Source organism: Nonomuraea terrae, assembly GCF_004348995.1.
Lineage (GTDB): Bacteria > Actinomycetota > Actinomycetes > Streptosporangiales > Streptosporangiaceae > Nonomuraea > Nonomuraea terrae.
The window spans coordinates 1-23,309 of record NZ_SMKQ01000145.1; the positions used below are offsets into that span (position 1 = coordinate 1).

Sequence of the window (23,309 nt, forward strand, 5' to 3'; positions counted from 1 at the left end):
GGTGTGGGGTTGAGGTCTGGGTGGTGGTGCGGTGGAGGCGGTGGGATTCCTGGCGCCAGCGGGTGGCGAACGGGGTGCCGCCGCGGCGGGCCGTACGCCAGACCTCCACCAGATCGTCGGAGGCGTCGCGGGGGAGCTGCTCCGAGAGGAGGGCCACCACGTCGGCGGCCTGGGGGCCCAGGTCGATGAGGGCGCGGGCCAGGCGCGGGTGGACGCCGGCGAGGGCCATGCGGCGGCCCCGCTCGGTCACGCGGGAGCCGGTGAGGGCGCCGAGCGTCTCCAACGTGCGGACGGCGGCCGACATGGCGGCGGGCGGCGGCGGGTCGAGCAGCGCGAGCCCCGAGGCGTCCGGCGTGCCCCAGCAGGCCGCCTGCAGCGCGAACCCCGTCAGGTCGGCCAGCGCGATCTCCGGCCTGGCGTGCTCGGCCAGCCGCTCGTGCTCGGCCGCCGGCCAGCAGCGGTAGACCGTGCCGGGAGCCTCGCGGCCGGCGCGCCCGGCCCGCTGGCCGGCCGAGGCCCTCGACACCCTGACCGTGGTGAGGGAGCCGAGCCCGCGGGCGTGGTCGGTACGCGGCTCCCGGGCCAGCCCCGAGTCCACGACCACCCGCACCCCGGGCACGGTCAGGCTCGACTCGGCCACCGACGTGGCCAGTACCACCCGGCGGGCCGCGCCGGGTGACAGGACGGCGTCCTGGACCCGGGCCGGAGCCTGGCCGTGCACCTGGAGCACCTCGACGTCGCCGGAGAGCATCCCGGCCACCTTGGCGATCTCGCCCACGCCCGGCAGGAAGCACAGCACGTCGCCGTCCCGCTCGGCGAGCGCCCGGCGGACGACCGCGGCCACGTGGGACAGCAGCGCCGGATCGACGCGGAGCCCGTGCGGCGGCGCGACCGGCCGGGGCGGTGGCGCCCAGACGATCTCGACGGGGTGGGCGACCCCGGTGGCGGCGACGACGGGCCCGCCGACCAGCTTCGACCACGGCGCCGCGTCGGCGGTCGCGGACGTCGCCAGCAGCCGCAGGTCGGGCCGGAGCGCTTCGCGTACGTCGAGCAGGAAGGCGAGCGCGGTGTCGGCGTCGAGGTGGCGTTCGTGGCATTCGTCCAAGATGACCGCGTCGACCCCGGGCAGCTCCTGGTCGCGCTGGAGGCGCTGGAGCAGCACCCCGGTGGTGACCACCTCGACGCGGGGGTTCGCGCCGGTGTGCCGTTCGCCGCGGATGGTGTAGCTCACGCCCATCCGCCGGGCGGCCGCGCGTACGGCGAGCCGCCGCGGCTCGGCCACCAGCACCCGCAGCCCCGACTCGGCCAGGGCGAGCGGCACCACGGTCGTCTTGCCGGTGCCGGGCGGCGCGGTCAGCACCGCGCTGCCGTGCCGGTCGAGCAGGGACAGGAGCTCGGGCAGGACGTGCCGGATGGGCAGGCCGTCGGTCATGAGCTCCCGTCCCGGCGTGCGGCGGGCAGGGCGTGCCGGCTGGGCAGGGCGTCAGCCATGGGATCCGGCGTGCGGGCGCGCGGCGGACAGGATCGACTCGAGCAGGCCCGGGAAGCGGGCCTCGAGGTCGGCGCGGCGCAGGCTCATGTACTTGAGCCGGCCCTCCTGCTTGGTGAAGACCAGCCCGGAGTCGCGCAGCGCCTTGAAGTGATGCGACGCGGTCGACTTGTGCACGCCGAGCTCGTCGCCCACGGTGCCGCACGTCAGCTCGCCGCGGGCGGCCAGGCGCGCGACGATCTCCAGCCGCACGGGATCGGACAGCGCCCGCAGGACCTCCGTGAGCTCGATGTCCTCGGTTGCGGGATGCGGTAGCAGGCGCATGTGGACAGCCTACCTCCGTCGCATTGTTTGACAACGATCAAACTATGCGCCAGTTTGATGAGCGTCCAACTTTTTGTCGCTGGAGGCTTCTCTTGGGTTCGCGGCTCTATCCGCTCGCAGTAGGAAATTTCGCCATAGGTACGGGCATGTTCGTGACGGCCGGGCTGCTCGCGCCCATCTCCGCGGACCTGGACATCTCCACGTCCGCGGCGGGGCAGCTCATGACCGTCTTCGCGCTGGCGTACGCGGTGTTGTCGCCCGTGCTGGCCGCCGTGACCGCCCGGTTGTCGCGTAAGACGTTGTTGTTGCTGGCCATGGGCGTGTTCGTGGCGGGGAGCGTGCTGACCGCGCTGGCGCCGACGTACCCGCTGGTCCTGGTCGGCCGGGTGATCGCGGCGGCGGGTGCGGCGATGTTCACGCCGACGGCGTCGGGCGTGGCGAACGCGCTCACCGCGCCCGAGCGGCGCGGGCGGGCGCTGGCGCTCGTGATGGGCGGGCTGACCGTCTCGTCGGCGATCGGCGTGCCGCTCGGCACCTGGCTGGGCGGCGCGGTGAGCTGGCGGGCCACGCTGTGGATGGTCGCCGCGATGGGCGTGGCCGGGTTCGTCGGGGTCGCCGCCATGGTGCCCAAGGTCGCGGTCCAGACGCCGGGAGGGCTGCGCGAGCGGTTCGCGCCGCTCGGCGACCGGCGGATGCTGGCGGTGCTGGGGACGCAGCTGCTGATGTTCGCGGCGGTGTTCAGCGCGTACACCTACATCGGGTCGCTGTTCGACCTGCCGCTGACGGCCGTGCTCTGGGCGTGGGGCATCGGGGGCGTCGTGGGCGCCCAGCTCGGCGGGCGCCTCACCGACGCGTACGGGCCGCGCCGCATGGTGCTCGTCGGCATGGTGTTCAGCACCGTGTTCCTCGCCCTCATCCCGGTCGCCAACCTGGCCCTGCCGGTCGCGCTCGTGTGGGCGTTCCTGTGGGGCGGGCTGGGCTGGCTGGTGGCCCCCGCGCAGCAGTTCAGGACGGTCGCCGAGGTGCCCGGCAACGTGCCGATCGGCCTCGGCCTGTTGTCGTCCGCCCAGTACGTCGGGCTCTTCGTGGCGGGGATCGCCGGCGGCGCGGCGCTGGACGCGTACGGCAGGACCGGTGTGATCGTGATCTCCACCGCGTTCGCCCTCCTCGGCTTCCTCTTCACCCTGTCCACCTACCGTGCCGCCCCGGCGACGGCCAAGCAGACCGTGCCGGCTTGACCGCGAGGCCGCCGCCGCGGCGGTTCATCGGCCAGAATGTCGGCTGTGGCCGACGACATCGACGCGACCCCCGATGACGACCCGCGCGCGAGGACCGGCGGCGACCCCGAGCCGGTCCCTGCCGCCGACCAGCGGAACGAACCGGCGCCCTTCGGCACCGTCGTCGCGCTGACGGCGGGGTCCGCCGTGGCCGTGATGGGGCTCACGGTGCTCCTGTCCGACCCGCCCAGCATGAAGTTCCTGCTGTTCGGGCCGCTCGCCCTCGTCGTGTGGGAGGTGATCGCGTTCGAGGTGTGGTGGCGGCGCTGGTGGGGCGCCGTCCCCGGGGCGGTGGCGGGCCTGCTCGTCTACTTCGAGGGGCGTCAGGCGCTCGCCGACGTCATCGGCGACACCTGGGCCCACCCCGTCGCGTACGTCACCGCCTGGACGCTCTTCGCCGTCGTCTTCGCCCTCTGCAGCCGCTACCCGCGGACCCTCTGACGCCTCACCCTGGTGAGGGAGGCCGGGTCGCCCGGCGGGCGGACGACGGCGGGCGTCCCGTCGCCCTACCGTCGGCCCCATGTTGAACGACCAGGTCACCTTCCGCCGTGTCGCGGCGGGTTCGCTGCTCATCCTGGCGCCGCTCCTTCAGGCCGTCGCCGCCTTCGTCGACCCCGGCACCTGGGGCGACGACCGGGAAATGATCAGCTTCGGCGACAACCCGGCGCTCGCCCAGCTGCAGTCCGTGCTCTACCACTGGAGCTGGATGCTCATGGCCGTCGCCGTGCTCGGCCTCGTCCATCTGACCAGGCGCGGGCTCACCGGGCTCGGCAACGTCGTCGGAGCCCTGACGATGATCGGCTACCTGTCGCTGTCGGGGTTGCTGCTGACCGACCCCGTGGAGTGGTGGCTCGGGCAGAACCACACCCCGCGGGAGGCGCAGCGCATCATCGACGAGATGCTGGGCCTGCCCGGCGTGGTGTTCGGCTTCCAGCTGCCGTGGATGTTCCTCGGCATGTTCGGCCTGCCGGTGCTGACGGCGGTCGTGTGGCGGACCGGGTTCGTCGGCTGGTGGGCGCCGGTCGTGGTGGCCGCCGGCTATCTCGGGTCGTTCGCGGTGCCGTACGGGCCGTTGACCGCGGTGTGCTGGACCGTCCCCGTCGCCGGCCTCGGCTGGATCGGGCTGAGGATCCTGCGCATGGGCGACGGGGACTGGGCGGCGTACTATCCGGCCGTGCGGCAGCCGGTCAGCCGATCGCCGGAATCCACCCCGCGGTGACCGCGAGGATGATGAAGAAGCCGAGGATGATCCGGTAGATCACGAACACCGTGAAGCGGTGGGTGCTGATGTAGCGCAGGAACCACGCCACCGCCGCGTAGCCGACGACGAACGAGATCACCGTGGCCAGGATCGTCGGGCCCCATTCGGGGGACGGGCCGTTGCCGATCTCGCTCAGCTCCAGCACGCCCGCCCCCAGCACGGCCGGGATGGCCAGCAGGAACGAGTATTTCGCGGCGTCCTCGCGGCGGTAGTCGAGCAGCAGGCCGGCGGTCACCGTGCCGCCGGAGCGCGACACACCGGGCACCAGCGCCAGCGCCTGCGCGAAGCCGTACACGACGGCGTGCGGGGCGCTGAGATGCTTCTCCAGCGTGAGCTTGTTGCGGGCGGTGCGGTCGGCGAACCACAGGATGATCGCGAAGACGATCAGCGTGGTGCCGACCAGGCGCAGGTCACGGAAGGGCGTCTCGATCTGTTCCTTCAGCACCAGGCCGAGCACGACGATGGGCAGGGTGCCCAGGATGATGTACCACCCCATGCGGGCCGCCCAGTGGCCGCGCAGCTCGCGGTTGAACAGCGAGCGGGTCCAGGTGGAGACGATCTCCCAGATCTCCTGGCGGAAGTAGATCAGCACGGCCGTCTCCGTGCCGAGCTGGATGACCGCCGTGAACGCCGCGCCCGGGTCGGGCCAGCCGGCGAAAGCGGACACCACCCGGATGTGGGCGCTGGAGGAGATCGGCAGGAACTCCGTCAGCCCCTGGACCAACCCCAGAATCACCGCTTCCAGCCAGCCGATCACGACGACACCTTTCCAGAGCCTCAGGAGTGACGAGGGTGAGGCTAGCGGAAACGGAGACCGAGGTTTGTCGCCTCATGCGGTGAAAGGCCCGCAGCCGGCGTCACTGTGAGACAGCGGCCTCGATGAGTTCCTGCAGCCGGAGCCCCCTGGCGGCGCTCAGCTCACCGGATCGGCCCGCGCGTACGGCGGCGGCGAATTCGGCGCGCAGCACCGGCCAGGCCTCCTCGTGGTCGAGCCCCGCGGTGTCGAAGACCAGCTCGCCCTCCTCCCCGAAGAGCTCCACGCGCGTGCGCGCCCGGGGCAGCCGGACGCTGCCCGACAGCGACGCCTGGCTGACGGCGCCGTTCTCGTGCTCGCAGGACAACTCCACCCACCGGCGCGGATCGCCGGTCGCGCGGATGCGGGCGATGCGGCCGACGGCGGTGTCGAGCAGGTCGAGCAGGTGGGGGCCGAGGTCGAGCAGGGCGCCTCGTTCGAGTCGCCACCCGGTGGCGAGCTCCCCGCCGAGGAACGCGCCGTGCAGGTAGCAGGAACGCGCGCCGGTGGCCGCGAACCCCTCCGCCTGCCGCAGGAACTCCCTGGTGGCCGGGAGGTAGCGCTTGGTCAGCACCATCTGGGAGACGACGCCGGCCTCTTCGACGGCGTCGGCCACCGCGCGCGCCGAGGCGAGGTCGAGCCCGAGCGGCTTCTCCAGCAGGAGCGCCTTGCCGGCCTTGGCCGCGCGTACGGCCAGCTCCGCCTGGACGGACGGTGGCACCGCGAACGCCACCGCCTCACACCGGTCGAACAGCTCCTCCGGGGTGGCCGCGGCGACCACGCCGTACTGCTCGGCGACCTCGCTCGCGGCGTCGGCGCGGCGGGCCCAGACGGCGGTCAGCCGCGTCTGCGGCCCCTCGGCCAGCATCCGCGCGTGCATCGTACGGGCCCACGGGCCGGCGCCGATCAGGCCGACCTCGACAGGGGCGGTGGTGGTCACGACTTCACTCCATGCTTTCAGGGTGCCGGCACCGCGACGGCGAGGCGGGCGTCGGCCTGGTCGGGCGCGTAGAGGTGCTCGACGACCATCGCGGTGGCCCCGGCGAGCGCGGTGTGCTCGCCGAGCCGGGCGGTGACTATCTGCAGGTTACGCGTCGCGCGGGGCAGCGCGCGCTGGTAGAGCAGCTCGCGCACCCCGGTGACGAAGTGGGTCTCGGCCAGATCCCCGGCGATCATCAGGACGCCCGGGTTGAGCAGGCTGACGACGGTGGCGAGCACCTCGCCGCAGCGCTGACCGGCCTCGCGGGCCAGGCGTACGGCGTCGGGGTTGTCCGCGTCGAGGTGCGCGCGGACGTCGGCGGCGGACGTGGCGGGCACGCCGAGCGCGGCCAGCTGCCCCGCCAGTGCCCGTCCGCTGGCGACGGCGGCCAAGCAGCCGTAGGAGCCGCACATGCAGCGGGCGTCGGGCCGGTCGTGCAGGCGGACGTGGCCGATGTCGCCGGCGCCGCCGTCGATGCCGCGGAAGACCTTGCCGTCGATGACGACGCCCGCGCCGATGCCGGTGGAGACCTTCATCAGGATGAACGAGGAACAGTCGGCGAACGACTCGCGCTGCTCGCCCAGCCCCATCAGGTTGGCGTCGTTGTCGACGAGCACCGGGACGGCGGCGTCCATGCCGGCGTGCAGGCCGAGCGCCCGCTGCATCAGCTCGGGCACCGGGCAGCCGTCCCAGCCGGGCATGATCGGCGGCCGGACGACCCGCCCGGACGGCCAGACGACCGGGCCGGGCAGCGACAGGCCGACGCCGCAGACCGTGGCGGGGCCGATCCCGGTCTCGCTCAGCAGCTTCGCGAACCACGTGCCGAGCCGGTCGAGCACGCGTTCCGGCCCCTCGTCGATGCGCAGGTGCTCGGCGTGCTCGGCCAGCAGGCCCCCGGCCAGGTCGAGGACGGCGGCCCGCGCGAAGGTCGTGTCGAGGTCGGCGGCCAGCACGACCGCGTGCCGCGTGTCGAACTCCAGCTGGGCGGACGGCCGCCCCCCGGTCGACTGCACGCCCGGGACGTCGCGCAGCCAGCCGGCGGCGAAGAGCTGGTCGAGCCGGTGGCCGACCGTGGAGCGGGACAGGCCGGTCATGCGCTGGAGCTCGATCCGGGTGGTCGCCTGCCCGGTGCGGATCAGTTCCAGAAGGTGGCCTGCTGTGCTCCATGGGGATGCCATCGGGGATGCCTCTCCTTGCCTCAGCTCTTGTCCGCGCCGCTGGTGAGACCTTCGGTGAGGAGGCGTTCAACAGCGTAAAAAAGAAGTACCACGGGGATGGTGAGGATGACCGAGCCGGCCATCAGCACCGTCTTGGACACCTCGATGCCGTTGGAGAGCTGGGAGAGGCCCAGCGAGACCGTCCAGTTGCCGGGCTCGGCGGCCAGGAACAGCAGGGCGAACAGGAACTCGTTCCAGGCGATCATGAACACGTACAGGCCGGTGGCCACGAGGGACGGCGCGGCGAGCGGCAGCACGATCTTGCGCAGGATGCGCAGCTGCGAGCAGCCGTCCAGCGCCGCGGCCTCCTCGACGCTGCGGGGGATGGTGACGAAGTAGTTCCGCAGCATGTAGATGGAGACAGGCACGGTCTGCGCGATGTAGACGATGGCCAGCCCGATCAGGCTGCCCTGCAACCCGATCCGGGCGAAGATCACGAACAGCGGCACCGCCAGCAGCGTGGACGGGAAGAGGTACAACGCGAGGAACAGCGCGCTGACGTGGCGTCCGCCGAAGAACTTCAGCCGGCTGACGGCGTAGGCGCCCGGCACGGAGGCCAGCAGGGTCAGCGCCACGGTGATGACCGCGACGACGCCCGAGTTGGCCAGCATGCGCAGGAAGCCCTGGCCGCCTTCGTCGGTCGACTGCAGCACGTTCTGGTACGTGCTCACGGTGAACTCCGACAGGCTCACCCACAGCTTGCCGGGGGCCAGCAACAACTGGTCGATGGACTTCACCGACAGCAGCACCATGTAGTAGAAGGGGAAGATCGTGATCGCCGCGAGGAAGGCGATCACCACCCAGCGCAGGACCCCGAAGATCCTCTGTTCGGCCTGTTCGCGGCTCATACTTCCTCCTCCTGGGCCTTCTTGGCGAAGAACGCGAAATAGATGCCGAGCAGCACGGCCAGCACCAGCGCCAGCACCAGGGCCTGCGCGGACGCCGCGCCCACGTCGTAGCGGGCGGTGAGGAAGTCGTAGACGCGCACGGCGACGACGTCGGTGCCGGAGCCGCCCCCGGTGAGCAGGTAGACGTCGTCGAACTTGTTGAACGTCATGATGAAGCGCAGCACCGACAGCAGCGCGATCACCGGCAGCAGCTGCGGCAGCAGGATGTGCCGGAAGCGCTGGGTGAGTGTGGCGCCGTCCACGGTGGCGGCCTCCTCCAGCCCCGCGGGCACGGCCTGAAGGCGGGCGAGCAGGAACAGGAAGGCGAACGGGAAGTAGCGCCAGGTCTCGAAGGCGATGACGACGAGCAGCGCGAGCGGCACGTGCACGTCCCAGCCGAGCAGCGAGATCTCCTGGGACCGGGTCGACAGGAAGGCGATCGGCTTGTCCCAGCCGAGCAGCCTGGCGCCCCACTCGTTGACGATGCCGAACTGCGGGCTGAGCGCGATCTCCCAGACGAACGTCACGGCCACGACGGGCGCGACGTACGGCAGCAGCATCGAGCCGCGCAGCAGGGCCCGCCCGCGGAACGGCCGGCGCAGGGCGAGGGCGGCGACGAGCCCGAGGACGATCGAGCCGGCGGTGGCGCCCACGGTGTAGACGAGCGTGGTCCCCAGCGAGGACCAGAACCCGGCCGAGGCGAAGACCTGGGTGAAGTTCTCCGACGTCCAGCCGGACAGGAAGCTCATGGTCTGGATGTCGACCAGCCGCGCGCGCTGGAAGGCGAGCAACACCGTCCAGGCGATGGGCAGGACCACGACGACCAGGACCACCAGCACCGTGGGGGACACGAACGCCAGGCCGGTCCGGTTCTCGCGCTGGGCCAGGGTCGGCGTGCGCCGGGGCCGGCCGGGTGGCTTCTCCGGGATCGCCGGGGTGGAGGGTCGCTGCTCGGCACTTCGCAGGGTGCTCATGGTTGTTCCTCAGCAGGAGTTCATCGGAGGGACGTCTGCAAGGCCGAGACCTCCTCGCCGGCCTGCTGTGCGGCCTCGGCGGGAGAGATCTGGTCGGAGGTCATGGCGCCGACCGCCTTCGGGATCGGCAGCTCGCCGAGCGTCGCGCCGACCAGCGCGCCCTGTCCCTGGGTGATCCCCCAGCGCCGCATGTTGCTGACGCCGGAGGCGAGCTGGTCGAGGAGGTCGGCGGAGTAGACGGCCTGCAGGGGCTTCCTGGTGTCGACCCCGATGACGCCGGCCCGCCAGGCCTCGCGGTACTTGTCGGGCTCCTCGGCCGTGCCGTCGCGAACCGGGATCTTGCCCTCGGCGGCCAGGCCGAGCCAGCCCTCGTAGCCGGTGCTCAGCATGTACTCGACGAACTTCTGTGCGGCCGCGGTCTCGGCGGTCCTGCTGATCACCCAGGAGGTGATCTCGCCGAACTGCGCGGGCTCGGCGGCGCCCGGCCCCTTCAGCGCGGTGACGATCCCGCTGTTGTCGGAGAGGAACCGGGGGTTGCCGGCGCACTGCGGGCAGCTCGGCAGGGCGTCGTCGCGCAGGCCCGCCAGCTCGTCCAGCAGGAAGGTGGACCAGACGATCATGGCGGATCGGCCGGCGAAGTAGGTGGCGCGGGTGGAGTCCACGCTCTGGGTGCCCGGGGCCCCGTAGTCGGAGGCGAGCTGGTCGTACGTGGTGAAGGCGGAGCGGCACTGCGGGCTGCCGAGGCCGACGGCGCCGTCGGCGCCGACGAGTTCGCAGCCGCCGGCCAGCGCGATGTCCTCGAAGCTCTGCTGGGTGAAGACGTCGCTGGGGTCGGTGGCGAGCGAGATGCCGCTGACGCCGCCCGCGTTCAGCGTCTTGGCGGCCTTGAGCATGGCGTCGTAGGAGTCGGGGACGGGCAGCCCCGCCTTGGCGAACAGGTCCTTGCGGTAGACGAGGATCTGCAGCCAGGCGTCGCTGGGCACGCCGAGCCGGGTGGACCCGTCGCCGGTCAGTCGTAGCGCGTTGGCGTTGAAGGTGCCGGGGCCGAGAGCGTCGACCACCTTCTTCGTGGCCGCGGTGTCGAGCAGCCCGTTGGTGTACATCTGCCACACCGGGGCGAGCGGCACGCCGCCGATCACGTCGGGCAGCGTCCCGGCGGCGGCCGCGGACATGATCAGCTGGGGGAGCTGGCCCTCGTCGACGCCGACGAGCCGCACCTCGACGCCGGTCTCCTTCTCGAAGCCGGCGACGATCTTCTCGGTCGCCGCCATGCGCGGGGTGAGGTTCTCCAGACTCCAGACAGTGATCTTGTTATCGGGCTGACTTTTCGCCTGCGCGCCACATCCGGACAGCACGCCGGCTGCCAGCGTGGCGGTCAGACCTGCCGCCAGGGCCCTCGACCATCGAGGCCACATGCGTATGAACCGTCCTCACTGCACCTCATATTTCATGTGTGATGCATCAGAGCATCACTTTAGTCTGTTGACAAGACCTAAGTATCGGCTATCTTCGACAAAAGCCCCACACATAGGGTCGATCACGAGCAAAAACAACCCCACGGAGCTCCTGTGGAACGCGTCGTCCAATTCACCGGCCCCCGCCAAGTGGAGGTCGCCACCGCCGAACCGGTCCCACTGCCGCCCGGGCATCTCCGCGTCCGGACGCTGTACTCCGGGATCTCGGCGGGCACCGAACTCACCGCCTACCGGGGGACCAACCCCTACCTGACCCGCACCTGGGACGCCGAGGCCCGGCTGTTCCGCGACGGCGGGCCGGGCATCGCCTACCCGGTGGTGGGCTGGGGGTACTCCGAGGTCGGCGAGGTCCTGGAGGTCTCGCCGGAGCTCGCGGACACTCCGGGCGTGCCGGCGCCGGGCACCGTGGTGTGGGGCATCTGGGGGCACCGCAGCGAGGCCGTCGTACCCGCCGAACGGCTGGTCGGCCACGCGCTCCCCGAGGCGCTGGCGCCGCTGGCGGGCGCCTTCGCCAGGGTCGGCGCGATCGCCTACAACGCCGTCCTCGCGGCCGACATCCACGTCGGCGAGGACGTCGCCGTCTTCGGCCAGGGCGTGATCGGCCTGCTCACCACCCGGCTGGCGCAGCTGAACGGCGCCCGCGTCACCGCCGTCGACGCCCTGGAGACCCGCCTCACCAAGGCCGTCGAGTACGGCGCCGCCCGCACGCTGAACGCGCGCACCGACGCCGTCGCCGAGCGGATCCGCGAGGCCACCGGCGGACGCGGCGCCGACGCCGCCATCGAGATCAGCGGCTCCTACCAGGCCCTGCACGAAGCCCTGCGCGCGGTCACCGTGGCCGGGCGGGTCGTCGCCTCCGGCTTCTACCAGGGCGACGGCGTGGGGCTGCGACTCGGTGACGAGTTCCATCACAACCGCGTCCAGCTCGTCAGCTCGCAGATCGGCGGAGTGCCGCCGCAACTCGTCGGCCGCTGGAGCGTCGAACGGCTCCAGCAGGGCTTCCTGCGGCTCGTCGCGGACGGCCTGATCGACGTGAAGTCGCTGGTGAGTCATGTGGTGCCGGTCGCCGACGCGGCCGAGGCCTACGTCCTGCTGGATGAGCGCCCCGCCGACGCGCTCCAGGTCGTGCTGGAGTTCTGAACCATGCTCAAGATCGCCTGCCAGGAGCAGCTGCTTCCCGGCGAGACACTCCAGGACAAGTGGGAGTTCGCGCGGAGCGCCGGCTACGACGGCATCGAGCTGCGCGGCAAGGGTGACTTCCACTTCCGCGACCGGCTGCCCGAGCTGCGCAAGGCCCAGGCCGACGGCGTCGTCATGCCCACCGTGTGCGTGGAGATGCCGCACTTCTTCGGCGCCTTCGACGACGCGCTGCGCCGCGACGCCATCGAGCAGATGAAGTCGCAGCTGTCGGTCATCGGCGAGCTGGGCGGGCTGGGGGCCCAGACTCCGGCGTCCTACGGGATGTTCTCCCGGCGGCTGCCGCCGTTCGAGCCGCCGCGCAGCGCGGAGCGCGACCGGGAGGTGCTGCTGGAAGGGCTCACCGAGCTCGGCGAGCACGCCCGCAAGGAAGGCGTCGCGCTCTTCCTCGAACCGCTCAACCGCTACGAGGACCACATGGTCAACCGGCTGGCGCAGGCCGCCGACCTGATCCGCGAGGTCGGCCTGGACTCCGTCCGCATCGGCATCGACAGCTACCACATGAACATCGAGGAGGCCGACCCGCCGGCCGCCATCCTCGAGGCCGGGCCGCTGATCGGCCACGCCCAGGTGAGCGACTCCAACCGGTTCCAGCCCGGAGCCGGCCACCTGGAGTGGGCCGCCTGGCTGAGCGCACTGGACGCGACCGGTTACGACGGTTACCTGGCCGTCGAGTGCCGGCTCACCGGAGACCCGGTGGAGGCCGTCCGGTCGATCCCGTCCTTCCTGCGCCGAGTCGCGGGATGACGACGTTCGCCGAGACGACCGCCACCGCCCCCTGTGACTCCCTGCGCAGGAGCGCGACCCAGGTGCTGCTCGGCAACTGGACGGGAGCGGCGACCGTTCCCTCCCGCGCGCTGTATCCGCACCAGTGGAGCTGGGATTCGGCGTTCATCGCCCTGGGCCTGCGGCACGTCTCGCCGCGCCGGGCGCAGCGCGAGCTCGAGACGCTGCTGAGCGCGCAGTGGGGCGACGGTCGCATCCCGCACATCGTGTTCAACCCGTCCGTGCCGGACGGCGCCTACTTCCCCGGCCCGGACTTCTGGCGCTCGGCCACCGCCGGCCGGGCGGCCGGAGCGTCTCCGTTCATCCAGACGTCCGGGATCGTCCAGCCGCCCGTGCACGCCCTGGCCGCCTGGCTGGTGCACGCGGCGGATCCCGCCGAGTCGCGCCGCCGGGGCTTCCTGCCGCGCGTGTACCCGCGGCTGGCGGCCTGGCACCGCTACCTGGGCGGCGCCCGTGACCTGGGCGGCGGCGGGCTCGCCTCGGTCGTGCATCCCTGGGAGCCGGGGCTGGACAACAGCCCGTGCTGGGACGCCGCCCTGGCCCGGATCGAGCCCGCGCCCATGGGCTCCTTCGTCCGGGCCGACCTGCGCCACGGCTCCGCCGCCGACCGTCCCACCGACCTCGACTACGCGCGGTACGTACGCCTGGCCACTACCTACCGCGACCACGGCTACGACGACGCGCGCACGCCGCACGCCTTCGCCATCGAGGACCCGTCCTTCAACGCCCTGCTCATCGCCTCCGAGTACGCCCTCGCCGACATCGCCGAGGCGGTCGGCGCGGACGCGGGCCCGCACCGGCGGCGGGCCGAGGCGGCGACCGCCGCCCTGATCGGCCGTCTGTGGGACCCGGTGGACGCGATCTTCCACGCCCGCGACCTGGTGACCGGCGCCGCCATCGCCGGTCACAGTGTGTCCGGGTTGATCCCGTTGGTCGTGCCGGGTCTGCCGGCGACCATCGGCAAAGCTCTCGCGCGTACGTTGCATGGACCGCGCTTCGGGTTGGGAAGGGTGCATCTTGTGCCCAGTTACGATCTGACCGCCCCTGAGTTCGACGGCAACCGCTACTGGCGGGGCCCCAGCTGGTTCAACACCGCCTGGCTCGTCCATCGTGGCCTGGCCGCGCAGGGCGAGGAGGAGGCGGCCGGCCTGCTGCGCGAGCAGTTCCTGACCTCGGCCCACCGCTCCGAGTTCGCGGAGTACCTGGAGCCGTACACCGGCGACGCGCGCGGCATCCTGCGTTTCAGCTGGACCGCCGCCCTGGCGCTCGACCTGCTGCACGCCCCCGTCGCACAGGATGCGGCCCGGTGAGCCGGCTGCTGGTCGGCGGGGGGACCTTCGCCGTCACGACCGCCGACGGCGACATCCGCGGGCTGAACGGCGCCTCGACCGACGGCCTGTTCATCCGCGACGGACGTCACCTGAGCCGGTGGCTGCTGACCGTGGACGGCATGGCGCCGCCCCTGCTGACCTCCGCCGCCGACGGCTGCGTCCTGGCCCCGGCCGGCACCCGCGACCGGCCGCCCGCGTACACCGTCTTCCGGCGTCAGGCCGTGGCGGAGGGCGCGCTGACCGAGCACATCCGCCTGGTCGGCAACCTGGGCGAGCCCACCGTCGTGCAGCTCGAACTGCACGTGGACGCCGACTTCGCCGACCAGTTCGAGCTGCGCGCCGACCACCGTACGTACGACAAACCAGATGCGGTCCGCACGGTCCAGCCCACCACGGACGGGGTCGCCTTCCACTACCGGCGAGGCGAGAGCTGGCTCTCGCGGACCACGGTCGGCGCCGTGCCCGCGCCGGACCGCGTCCGGCCGGCCGGCGAAGACGGCACCGCACAGGTGCTGTCGTGGACGTTCACCCTGCCCGCCCACGGCGCGGCCGACCTCGCGCTCACCGTCCTCGCCATCCCGTCAGGCACGCAGGAGCCGGCCCCGCCCGGGCCGCCCGGCGCCGTGCGCGGCCGCCAGGAGGCCGAGGCGCGCGCGTTCACCGGGGCGCGGCCCCGCCCGTGTGACCTCACGTCGTGGCCGGAGCTGGCCCGCGCCTGCGAGCAGGGCCTGGCCGACCTGACACGGCTGCTCATCCCCGCCGCGGGGCCCGGCGGCGAGGAACTGCGCCTGCCGGGGGCGGGCATCCCGTGGTTCCTGGCGCTCTTCGGCCGCGACTCCCTGCTGACCTCGCTCTTCGCCCTGCCGTACCGGCCGGAGCTGGCCGCCGCCGTCCTGCCGGCGCTCGCGGCCGCCCAGGGCACCCGCTACGACGACGCCCGCCTGGAGCAGCCGGGGAAGATCGTGCACGAGGTGCGCCACGGCGAGCTCGCCCACTTCGGCCAGGTGCCCTACGGCCGCTACTACGGCAGCGTCGACGCCACCCCGCTCTTCCTGGTGCTGCTGGACGCGCACCGCACGGCCACCGGCGACCGGCGCCTGGCCGAGCGCCTGGAGCCGCAGGCGCGCGCGGCCGTGGAGTGGATGTTCCGCGACGGCGGCCTCGGCACCAGCGGTTACCTGCGCTACACCTCCGACGAGGCGCGCGGCGGCCTGGTGAACCAGAACTGGAAGGACTCCGCCGGCGCGATCTGCTTCTCCGACGGCGCCCAGGCTGAGGGCGACCTGGCGGTCGGCGAGGTGCAGGGCTACGTCTACGACGCCCTGATGCGTACGGCGCGGCTCGCCCGCGAGGTGTGGCGGGACCCGCGCGAGGCCGACCGGCTGGAGGAGGCCGCGGCCGACCTGCGGGCCCGCTTCCGCCGCGACTTCTGGATGCCGGGAGCGGCCTTCCCCGCGCTCGCGCTGGACGGGCGGAACCGGCAGGTCGACGCGCTCGCCTCCGACGCCGGGCACCTGCTGTGGTCGGGCATCCTCGACCCCGGCGAGGAGCGGATGGTGGGCGACCGGCTGCTGCAGAAGGATTTCTTCTCCGGCTTCGGCATCCGCACGCTCGCCGCCGGACAGGCTCCCTACCACCCGCTGTCCTACCACCGGGGCACGATCTGGCCGCACGACAACGCCGTGATCGTGCTGGGGCTGGCCCGCTGCGGACTGACCGAGCAGGCCGCCACGGTCGCCAAGGGGCTGATCAGGGCGGCTGCCCACCACGACTGGCGGCTGCCGGAGGTCATCGCCGGGTACGGCGACGACGAACACCCCGATCCGGTGCCCTATCCGCACGCCTCCTCCCCGCAGGCGTGGGCGGCCGCGACCCCGCTCGCCCTGCTCACCGCCCTGCGGGAGTAGCGCTACGGCGTCGCCCCCGGCGGGCCGAGCAGTTCGATCGCGTGCCGCGCATGCGCCTCGGCGAGCGCCGCCACGTCGATGGGGCCGGGGTCGGGCAGGCGGCGTTCCACGGCCGGCTCGCCGACGTCGGCGACGAAACGCTCGAACCCGGCGGGCGTGGTGATGACGAGGGAGCGCATCGGCTCGTCCGGCCCGACGGTGAACGTGTGCGGCAGCCCGACCGGCAGCAGCACGACGTCGCCGGGGCCGGCGGTGAAGGTCTCGCCGCCGCACATGTAGCGGGCGGTGCCCGAGATCACGTACGAGATCTCGTCGGCGTCGAGGTGGCGGTGCAGCGGCGGCGCGAAGCCCGGCGGGTTGACGAACTCGCTCAGCGACAGACGGCCGGAGGTGTGCTCACCGGCGACCTTGACGGTGACGAGGTTGCCGAGGAACCAGATGGCCTCACCCTCGTCGCGGCCCAGCACGTACGGGCGTGACATCGTCAGATCACCTTCTATTCGATAGACAGCGGTATGTTGGACATGCTGCCAGTATCTTTGAACGGTGAGCGATGTCAAGGGAGGCCCCGCCAGGCGGCGCTACCGGTCGCCGCTGCGCGAGGAGAGCGCGCGCCGCACGCGTCAGGCCGTCGTGACGGCGGCCAGGGAGCTGTTCGTCGCCCGCGGTTACGCCGCCACCTCGCTCGCCGACGTGGCCGCCGCCGCCGGCGTGGCGCGGCCCACGGTCTTCGCCGCGTTCGGCTCCAAGGCGGCCCTGCTCCACCAGGTGGTCGACGAGGCGCTGGCCGGCGACGACGAGCCGGTGCCGGTGGCCGAGCGCCCGTGGTTCCGTCCCGTCTTCGAGGCCGCCGGCCAGGAGGCGGTCCTCGACGCGTACGCGCGGGTGGCCGAGCTGATCGGCGCGCGGGCCGCCCAGGTCTTCGAGACGGTGCGGCGCGCCGCCGACGCCGCCCCCGAGGCGGCCGAGCTCTGGCAGACCATGGTGGGCAACCGGCGCGCGGGCGCCCGCATGGTCGTCGAACGCCTGACCTCGCTGGGGCCGCTCGCCGTCGAGACCGACCGGGCGATCGACGTGGTGTGGTTCTACAACGACCCCGCCCACTACGCCGCCCTGGTGACCGGCTGCGGCTGGCCCCCCGACGCCTTCGTCGCCTGGCTGTCGTCCCAGCTGCGGCAGGCGCTCCTCTAGGGCTTCCAGAGATGGGCGTGGGCCCTGGCGTAGTCGGCGAAGTCGCGGGCCGGCCGGCCGAGCGCCTCCCGCACGCCGTCGGCCACGAAGGCGTTGCGGCCGTCCAGGGTCTCGGCGAACAGCGCGGACAGGTTCTCCGCCGCCTCCTGCGGCAGGCCGTCGGCGACCGCCGCCGCCACGTACTCCTCCGGGGTGACAGGGGTGAAGGCGATCTCCCGTCCGGTGGCCCGCGACAGCTCCCGCGCCACGTCACGGAAGGTCAGCAGCCGCGGGCCGGTCAGCTCGTACATGCGGCCGGCGTGGCCGTCCTCGGTGAACGCGGCCACGGCGGCGTCGGCGATGTCCTCCACGTCCACGAACGGCTCCGGCACGTCCTGGGCCGGCAGCGCGATGACCCCCGCCAGCACCTGGCCGAGCAGGAAGTCCTCGCTGAGGTTCTGCATGAACCAGGAGCAGCGCAGGATCGTCCACTCCGCGCCCGACTCCCGCACCGTGCGCTCGCTGGCCTGCGCCTCCGGCTCGCCGCGCCCCGACAGCAGCACCAGCCGCCGCGCACCGCTCCGCACGGCCAGCTCCGTGAACGCCTTGACGTCGTCGTACGCGCCGGGGAAGGCGAGGTCGGGATGGTAGGACAGGTAGACGGCCGTGACTCCGTCGAGCGAGGCCGCCCACGTGGAGCGGTCGCGCCAGTCGAAGCCGGTCGAGCGGGACCGGACGCGTACGGGGAGGCCGAGAGAGGTGAGGCGGTCGGCTATGCGGCGGCCGGTCTTGCCCGTGCCGCCCAGCACCAGAATCGTCATGCCTCTAGTAAGGCCCGATAACGATAAGACTCTCCATGGTTGAGAAGCGCGTACGCATATGCGATCGTCTAGCGCATGGATCAGCTCGCGGCCCTGCTCGACGGCCCGCGAGCCCGCGGCGCCTTCCTGCTGCGTTCGGTCCTCGACCCGCCGTGGTCGCTGCGCATCCAGGACGAGGCGCCGCTGGCGGTGACCGCGCTCGTCCGCGGCGAGGCGTGGGTGATGCCCGACGGCGGTGAGCCGGTCAGGATGCGGCCCGGCGAGGTCGCGGTCATCCGGGGGCCCGAGCCGTACACCGTGGCCGACGACCCCGCGACCCCGCCGCAGATCGTCATCCACCCCGGCCAGCGCTGCACCACCCTCGACGGCGAGTCCGTCTACGAGTCCATGGACCTCGGCGTGCGGACGTGGGGGAACGACCCTGACGGCGACACCGTGCTGCTCTGCGGCACCTACACCATGGAGGGCGCGGTCAGCAGGCGGCTGCTCGACACCCTGCCGCCGCTCATCGTGCAGCCCGGCGGCCCGGTCATCGAGCTGCTCGGCGCCGAGATCGTCAAGGACGAGCCCGGCCAGGAGGCCGTCCTCGACCGGCTGCTCGACCTGCTGCTCATCGCCGTGCTGCGGACGTACTTCGCCACCCACCATGCGCCCGGCTGGTACCGCGCGATGAGCGACCCCGTGGTGGGCAAGGCCATGCGCATGTTGCAGAACAACCCCTCCCACGCGTGGACGGTCGCGTCCCTGGCCGCCGAGGTCGGTGTGTCGCGGGCGTCGCTGGCCCGGCGCTTCACCGAGCTGGTCGGCGAGCCGCCGATGGCGTTCCTCACCGACTGGCGCCTGGCCCTGGCCGCCGACCTGCTGCGCGAGCCCGACGCCACGATCGGCTCCGTCGCCAGGAAGGTCGGGTACGGCAGCCCGTTCGCGCTCAGCGCGGCCTTCAAACGCGTGCGCGGCGTCAGCCCGCAGGAACACCGGGCCGGAGCCGTACGGTGAGACCCCTGATCCTGCTCGACGTGGACGGCGTGCTGAACCCGATGGGGCGGCCGGCGCCGGAGTTCCGGCCGTACCGCTGCACGGTCGACGGAGTCCTCTACACCGTGCGCCTCGACGCCCGGCACGGCCGCCGGCTGCTCGACCTGGCCGTGTCGACGGGAGCCGAGCTCGTCTGGGCCACCACCTGGGAGGAGCACGCCAACGACTGGATCGGCCCGCGCATCGGCCTGCCGGCGCTCCCCGTCATCCCGATGACCCCGGTCGTGCCGAGTGAGCACGGCGAGATGTTCAAGACCCGGCACGTGGCGGCGTACGTGGGGCGCCGGCCGTTCGTCTGGTTCGACGACCAGGTGTGGGCGCAGGACGAGGAGTATCTCAGGGTGCGTCAGGGTCTCGACTCCTTTCTCCTCGTCCACGTGGACCCGGTCGAGGGACTGACCAGGCGTCATCTGGGCATGGCACATGAGTGGCTGACCCTTACAGGGTTTTCTCAGGGTTCCTGACGGGAGTCTGCCGCCCCGGCCGTCCGTTGAACCGATAGAACGCCGAACACGGAGGAGACCATGTACCGCTCACGAGAGCACAGGATCATCGCCGGGGTCTGCGGTGGCATCGCCGACAAGCTGGGCCTGCCGCCCACCCTCGTCCGCATCCTCTGGCTGATCCTGTCGCTCATCCCGGGGCCGCTGTGGGTCGTCTACGTCGCGATGTGGATCCTCGTCCCGGAGCAGCCGAAGGGCTACCGCACGGCGTGAGGCCGTCGCGGAGGGCGCCGCGCGCGCCCTCCCGGCCCTCGTGCGCCCGCATTCGGCAGGCGGCATATCCTCTGAAGAATGAGGGCAAGGCCGCTGACGCTCATCCAGGATGAGCTCGTCGATTACGACAAGGCGATGGAGCGCATGTCCGACCTCGTCGGGCAGCGCCAACAGGAGGAGCGGCCGGACACGCTCTGGCTGCTCAGCCATCCGCCCGTCTACACGATCGGGCGCCGCACTCCGCTGGCCCACCTGCCCGACCCCTCGCGCGGCATCCCCGTGATGGAGACGGGCCGTGGCGGTCAGCTCACCTACCACGGCCCCGGCCAGCTCGTCGGCTACCTCATCGTCAAGCTGGACGAGGCGGAGCGCATCGTCGACTACGTACGCGAGGTCGAGCTGCGGCTGGTGGAGGCGCTGGGCAAGCTGGGGCTGCCGGCCGAGCGCCGCGACACCCCGCCCGGCTCCGAGCTGCTGACCGGCGTGTGGACGGCCGAGACCGGGCGCAAGATCATCTCTATCGGGATGCGGCAGAGCCGGGGCGTCACCAGCCACGGGTTCGCGCTCAACGTCGACGGCGACATGACGCCGTGGAACTGGGCGGTCGCCTGCGGCATGCCCGACGTCGACATGACCTCGCTCAAGCGCGAGCTCGGCACGGCCTCGATGGACGAGGTGCGGCAGGTCGTCGCGGCGGCCTTCGAAGCGTCCTGAGCGATCAGCTGCGGGGGAAGATTTGCACGTCGGCGGCGTGCCCGCCGCTGTCGAGCTTGCCGTCGCAGGTGTAGAGCGGTACGTCGAGCGCCTCGGCCAGCGCCAGGTAGGAGGCGTCGGAGGCGGTGTAGTTGTGCCGCAGCTCCCAGATGCGCTCGGCGATCCCCATCGCCCCATGGCGGGTGATCTCCAGCGCGAGGTAGTCGGCGCGCGCCTGCTCGGCCGCCGTCGCGCCGAGCTTGCCGCCGAGCACGAGCCCCCGCAGCGTCGAGAGCACCTCGACGTCGAGCAGGTGGGGGGCGTGCAGGCCGGTCCGCAGGGCGTCGATCAGCTCGGCGTCCGCGTCGTGTCCCGTCAGGGCCTCGACCATCGCGGACGAGTCGATGATGATCATCGGCTGCCCTCGTGGACGGCCCGGACGATGTCGGCGGCCGACGGCCCGCCGGAGCGGTCGCGCGCCTTCAGCCGGGCGACGATCTCGGCGTTCGGCGGGTCCGGCTCCGTGGCGGGCTCTGGTGACTCGTTGTCGCAGAGGGTGGCCATGGCGGCAAGCTAGCAGGCCGGAGGGCGGGTACGGCCCGTGCGGAGCCGTACCCGCGCGTCGGGCTCAGGGAGCGGGGACCTCCTCGTCGATGGTGCGGCGGGGGCCGGCGAACCACTTCCGCGCCGACAACCGCCACCACAACGCGATCCCGATCAGCACGACGCCGACCGCGATCGGCGCGTAGTTGACCGACGTCCAGGTGAAGTCGGGGTTGCCCGGCACGCCGGCCGGCGAGAACGGCATCACGAAGTAGATCGACACGACGGCGATCTCGACGCACGCGATCCAGCACATCACCTTGTACTTCTTGCCGAGCGTCCACGGGCCGGGCTGGAAGGCGTCGCCCATGCGCAGCCGCAGCCAGATCGGGATGAAGAACGCCAGGTAGAGGCCGATGACCGCGATCGACACGACGGCGTAGAACGCGACCGGCGTGGTGTGCCCGGGAGGGGCGTAGAGCGCGGGCAGGGTCAGCAGGGCGGCGGCGACGCAGCCGGCGACGATCGCGTTCACGGGCGTCCGGTTGCGGTCGACCTTCGCCCACAGCCGCCAGCCCGGCACCGCGCCGTCGCGGGAGAACGCGTACGTCATCCGCGACATCGACGTCACGCAGCTCATCCCGCAGAAGAACTGGCCGATCGTGGAGATCGCGAAGATCGCGGTGGCGAGCGGCGACGACAGCGCGGTCTCGAAGATCGCTCCGACGAAGCCGCCGTCCGCGTTGATCGCCTCGACGTCGGTGGCGGCGAACAGGAACGACAGCAACACGATCCAGCCGCCGATGGCCGAGTAGAAGATCGACTGCCACAGGCCGCGGGCCGCGCTCTTCGCCGCGCCCTGGGTCTCCTCCGACACGTGCGCGCAGGCGTCGAAGCCGGTGATCGTGTACTGGGTGAGCAGGAAGCCGAGCGGCAGCACGTAGAACCAGAAGGGCAGGCCGTCGGAGCCGTCGCCGAAGCCGGAGTTGTTGATCGTGCCGCCGAAGACGAACCCGGGCGACTGGTGGCTGTCGGGGGCGAAGACCAGGATGGCGACCACGATCGCGGCGCCCGCGACGTGCCACCAGACGCTCACGTTCTGCAGAACGGAGATCAGCCTGTGGCTGTACACGTTGATCAGCGCGTGCAGCGCGAGGATGATCACGAACAGCAGGAACGTCTGGGACAGCGTGCCCTCCCAGGCGCCGCCGGTCAGCCGGGTGAGCGTGATGTTGAGGAACGTCGCGCAGCCGTAGTCGACCGATGCGGTGACGGCGATGAGACCGATCAGGTTGAGCCAGCCGGTGAACCAGCCGTGGATCGGCTTGCCCAGCTTGGCGGCCCACCAGTAGATGCCGCCCGCCGTCGGGTACGCCGACACCAGCTCCGACATGCAGAAACCGATGATCAGGATGAACACGGAGATCAGCGGCCAGCCCCACGAGATGGCGACGGGGCCGCCGTTGTTCCAGGCCTGCCCGAACGTGGTGAAACAGCCGGCCAGGATCGAGATGATCGAGAACGAGATGGCGAAGTTGGAGAAACCGCTCCAGGTGCGGGCCAGCTCCTGCTTGTAACCGAGCTCGGCGAGTCGCCTGGAATCCTCGTCAGTGGTCATTGAGGTCTCCCTGGGGGGTGGAGGACGCTCCATTTGGTCTACGTCTAGACCATTTCCGGACAGGACACAAGGAGTTACAGACCGGTTTCGTCGCCGTCATGCCCGTCGGTGGGTGACGTCCAGGACGACCTTGCCGGTGATCTCCCGGTCGAGCTGCGCGGCGGCGGCCTCGCCGAGGCGTTCCCAGGGACCGCGCCACCCGACCTCGACGTCCAGCTCGCCCGCCGCCACGAGGGAGAGCAGGTGGGCCAGGTCGGCGGCGGGAGAGGCGACGTCGCCGAAGGAGCTGAGCGTCCTCGCCTCGCCGAGGGCGAACGTCGAGTCAGGCGGGAACACGGCGGCCTTGCCGGCCGCCCATCCGACACTCTGCAGATTCCCGCCCGGCTTCAACAACCCCCACGCCGCCACCAGAACCGGCCCGCCCACGACATCGATGACGACATCCACCGGCCCGGCCTTCTCCACCCCGACCACCACCTCCACACGCCCTCCCCGGGACGCGGCGGACTCGTGACGTGCCGCCCGTCCGCTGTCCACGCGGGCGGCATGGGCGGAGCGGGTCGCGGTCCCTCCGTGTGGGACGCGGCCGGTGCGTTCCGGGGTGCTCACGGAGGCGATGACGTACGCGCCCGCGCGGGCGGCCAGTTGGACGGCGAGGCGGCCAACCGCGCCCGAGGCGCCGGTGACCAGCACGCGGGAGCCGGGTCCTGCCCCGGAGGCGCGCAGCGAGCGCAGCGCCGTGAGGCCGGCCATCGGCAGGGCGGCCGCCGTCGCCAGGTCCACCCCGTCGGGCACCACCGCCAGTGCGTCCGTGTC

26 protein-coding genes are annotated in these 23,309 nt (G+C 72.1%); 12 read left to right on the forward strand and 14 right to left on the reverse strand.

Translation table 11 applies throughout. The features are described from left to right. The coding region (locus E1286_RS32890) for a helicase-related protein (protein ID WP_281282795.1) at positions 1-1,432 on the reverse strand (1,432 nt) is incomplete at its 3' end. 51 nt (positions 1,433-1,483) lie between these two features. Further along, the gene (locus E1286_RS32895) at positions 1,484-1,813 is read right to left on the reverse strand and encodes an ArsR/SmtB family transcription factor (RefSeq protein ID WP_132618721.1); all 330 of its coding nucleotides are present in this window, start codon (positions 1,811-1,813) and stop codon (positions 1,484-1,486) included. A 44-nt stretch (positions 1,814-1,857) separates the two neighbouring features. Here E1286_RS32895 and E1286_RS32900 point away from each other — a divergent pair, with 44 nt between their 5' ends. From E1286_RS32900 to E1286_RS32910, 3 genes are all read left to right on the forward strand, one after another. Next, the gene (locus tag E1286_RS32900; protein ID WP_132618723.1) at positions 1,858-3,051 is read left to right on the forward strand and encodes an MFS transporter; all 1,194 of its coding nucleotides are present in this window, start codon (positions 1,858-1,860) and stop codon (positions 3,049-3,051) included. Positions 3,052-3,096: 45 nt separating this feature from the next. Then, positions 3,097-3,531 carry a hypothetical protein gene (locus tag E1286_RS32905; protein ID WP_132618725.1) on the forward strand — a complete coding sequence of 145 codons (435 nt, stop codon included), beginning with the start codon at positions 3,097-3,099 and terminating at the stop codon, positions 3,529-3,531. 79 nt (positions 3,532-3,610) lie between these two features. Continuing rightward, positions 3,611-4,309, forward strand: a complete 699-nt coding sequence (locus E1286_RS32910) for a hypothetical protein (RefSeq protein ID WP_132618727.1) — start codon at positions 3,611-3,613, stop codon at positions 4,307-4,309. On the opposite strand, the gene E1286_RS32915 is transcribed toward E1286_RS32910, so the two are convergent. From E1286_RS32915 to E1286_RS32940, 6 genes are all read right to left on the reverse strand, one after another. Continuing rightward, positions 4,278-5,108, reverse strand: coding sequence for an undecaprenyl-diphosphate phosphatase (locus tag E1286_RS32915; protein WP_187368252.1), 831 nt, complete (start codon positions 5,106-5,108; stop codon positions 4,278-4,280). The genes E1286_RS32910 and E1286_RS32915 overlap by 32 nt on opposite strands. Positions 5,109-5,208: 100 nt before the next feature. Beyond that, a complete protein-coding gene (locus tag E1286_RS32920; protein WP_132618729.1) occupies positions 5,209-6,084 on the reverse strand; it encodes a Gfo/Idh/MocA family protein in 876 nt (291 codons plus the stop codon). Between the two features lie 17 nt (positions 6,085-6,101). Continuing rightward, positions 6,102-7,301 carry an ROK family transcriptional regulator gene (locus E1286_RS32925; RefSeq protein ID WP_132618731.1) on the reverse strand — a complete coding sequence of 400 codons (1,200 nt, stop codon included), beginning with the start codon at positions 7,299-7,301 and terminating at the stop codon, positions 6,102-6,104. A 20-nt stretch (positions 7,302-7,321) separates the two neighbouring features. After that, complete coding sequence (locus E1286_RS32930) at positions 7,322-8,188, reverse strand: carbohydrate ABC transporter permease (RefSeq protein WP_132618733.1); 867 nt, start codon at positions 8,186-8,188, stop codon at positions 7,322-7,324. Continuing rightward, positions 8,185-9,201, reverse strand: coding sequence for a carbohydrate ABC transporter permease (locus E1286_RS32935; protein WP_132618735.1), 1,017 nt, complete (start codon positions 9,199-9,201; stop codon positions 8,185-8,187). The genes E1286_RS32930 and E1286_RS32935 overlap by 4 nt, the downstream gene beginning before the upstream one ends. Before the next feature lie 20 nt (positions 9,202-9,221). Then, entirely contained in the window at positions 9,222-10,616 is a 1,395-nt protein-coding gene (locus E1286_RS32940) for an ABC transporter substrate-binding protein (protein WP_132618737.1), read from the reverse strand. A 153-nt stretch (positions 10,617-10,769) separates the two neighbouring features. Here E1286_RS32940 and E1286_RS32945 point away from each other — a divergent pair, with 153 nt between their 5' ends. From E1286_RS32945 to E1286_RS32960, 4 genes are read left to right on the forward strand one after another with little or no spacing between them, the layout of a single operon-like run. Then, on the forward strand, positions 10,770-11,816 hold the full coding sequence (locus E1286_RS32945) for a zinc-dependent alcohol dehydrogenase (RefSeq protein ID WP_132618739.1): 1,047 nt from the start codon (positions 10,770-10,772) through the stop codon (positions 11,814-11,816). A gap of 3 nt (positions 11,817-11,819) precedes the next feature. Next, entirely contained in the window at positions 11,820-12,620 is an 801-nt protein-coding gene (locus E1286_RS32950; protein WP_132618741.1) for a sugar phosphate isomerase/epimerase family protein, read from the forward strand. Beyond that, on the forward strand, positions 12,617-13,969 hold the full coding sequence (locus E1286_RS32955; protein WP_132618742.1) for an MGH1-like glycoside hydrolase domain-containing protein: 1,353 nt from the start codon (positions 12,617-12,619) through the stop codon (positions 13,967-13,969). The genes E1286_RS32950 and E1286_RS32955 overlap by 4 nt, the downstream gene beginning before the upstream one ends. Further along, positions 13,966-15,897: an amylo-alpha-1,6-glucosidase gene (locus E1286_RS32960; protein ID WP_132618744.1), complete on the forward strand. Its 1,932-nt coding sequence runs from the start codon at positions 13,966-13,968 to the stop codon at positions 15,895-15,897. The genes E1286_RS32955 and E1286_RS32960 overlap by 4 nt, the downstream gene beginning before the upstream one ends. A 2-nt stretch (positions 15,898-15,899) precedes the next feature. On the opposite strand, the gene E1286_RS32965 is transcribed toward E1286_RS32960, so the two are convergent. After that, positions 15,900-16,379 (reverse strand): cupin domain-containing protein, encoded by a 480-nt coding sequence (locus E1286_RS32965; RefSeq protein ID WP_132618746.1) that lies wholly within the window; start codon positions 16,377-16,379, stop codon positions 15,900-15,902. Positions 16,380-16,443: 64 nt separating this feature from the next. Here E1286_RS32965 and E1286_RS32970 point away from each other — a divergent pair, with 64 nt between their 5' ends. After that, the gene (locus E1286_RS32970; RefSeq protein ID WP_132618748.1) at positions 16,444-17,088 is read left to right on the forward strand and encodes a TetR/AcrR family transcriptional regulator; all 645 of its coding nucleotides are present in this window, start codon (positions 16,444-16,446) and stop codon (positions 17,086-17,088) included. On the opposite strand, the gene E1286_RS32975 is transcribed toward E1286_RS32970, so the two are convergent. Further along, complete coding sequence (locus E1286_RS32975) at positions 17,085-17,888, reverse strand: NmrA family NAD(P)-binding protein (protein ID WP_132618750.1); 804 nt, start codon at positions 17,886-17,888, stop codon at positions 17,085-17,087. The genes E1286_RS32970 and E1286_RS32975 overlap by 4 nt on opposite strands. Positions 17,889-17,963: 75 nt before the next feature. Here E1286_RS32975 and E1286_RS32980 point away from each other — a divergent pair, with 75 nt between their 5' ends. From E1286_RS32980 to lipB, 4 genes are all read left to right on the forward strand, one after another. Next, positions 17,964-18,884, forward strand: coding sequence for an AraC family transcriptional regulator (locus E1286_RS32980; RefSeq protein ID WP_132618752.1), 921 nt, complete (start codon positions 17,964-17,966; stop codon positions 18,882-18,884). Further along, positions 18,881-19,387: an HAD domain-containing protein gene (locus E1286_RS32985; RefSeq protein ID WP_246075420.1), complete on the forward strand. Its 507-nt coding sequence runs from the start codon at positions 18,881-18,883 to the stop codon at positions 19,385-19,387. Before E1286_RS32980 ends, E1286_RS32985 begins: the two co-directional genes overlap by 4 nt. 60 nt (positions 19,388-19,447) lie before the next feature. Beyond that, on the forward strand, positions 19,448-19,639 hold the full coding sequence (locus E1286_RS32990) for a PspC domain-containing protein (protein ID WP_132618754.1): 192 nt from the start codon (positions 19,448-19,450) through the stop codon (positions 19,637-19,639). Between the two features lie 78 nt (positions 19,640-19,717). Further along, a complete protein-coding gene (gene lipB / locus E1286_RS32995) occupies positions 19,718-20,353 on the forward strand; it encodes a lipoyl(octanoyl) transferase LipB (RefSeq protein ID WP_132618756.1) in 636 nt (211 codons plus the stop codon). 4 nt (positions 20,354-20,357) lie between these two features. Here the strand turns inward: lipB and E1286_RS33000 are convergent, their stop codons facing one another. The 4 genes from E1286_RS33000 to E1286_RS33010 all read right to left on the reverse strand — a co-directional run. Continuing rightward, positions 20,358-20,747 (reverse strand): type II toxin-antitoxin system VapC family toxin, encoded by a 390-nt coding sequence (locus E1286_RS33000; protein WP_132618758.1) that lies wholly within the window; start codon positions 20,745-20,747, stop codon positions 20,358-20,360. Then, complete coding sequence (locus E1286_RS48255; RefSeq protein WP_165970018.1) at positions 20,744-20,896, reverse strand: hypothetical protein; 153 nt, start codon at positions 20,894-20,896, stop codon at positions 20,744-20,746. The genes E1286_RS33000 and E1286_RS48255 overlap by 4 nt, the downstream gene beginning before the upstream one ends. Positions 20,897-20,960: 64 nt before the next feature. Beyond that, the gene (locus E1286_RS33005; RefSeq protein ID WP_132618760.1) at positions 20,961-22,493 is read right to left on the reverse strand and encodes an amino acid permease; all 1,533 of its coding nucleotides are present in this window, start codon (positions 22,491-22,493) and stop codon (positions 20,961-20,963) included. Positions 22,494-22,589: 96 nt separating this feature from the next. Next, a partial coding sequence (locus E1286_RS33010; RefSeq protein WP_165970019.1) for a zinc-binding dehydrogenase occupies positions 22,590-23,309 on the reverse strand: 720 nt, incomplete at its 5' end.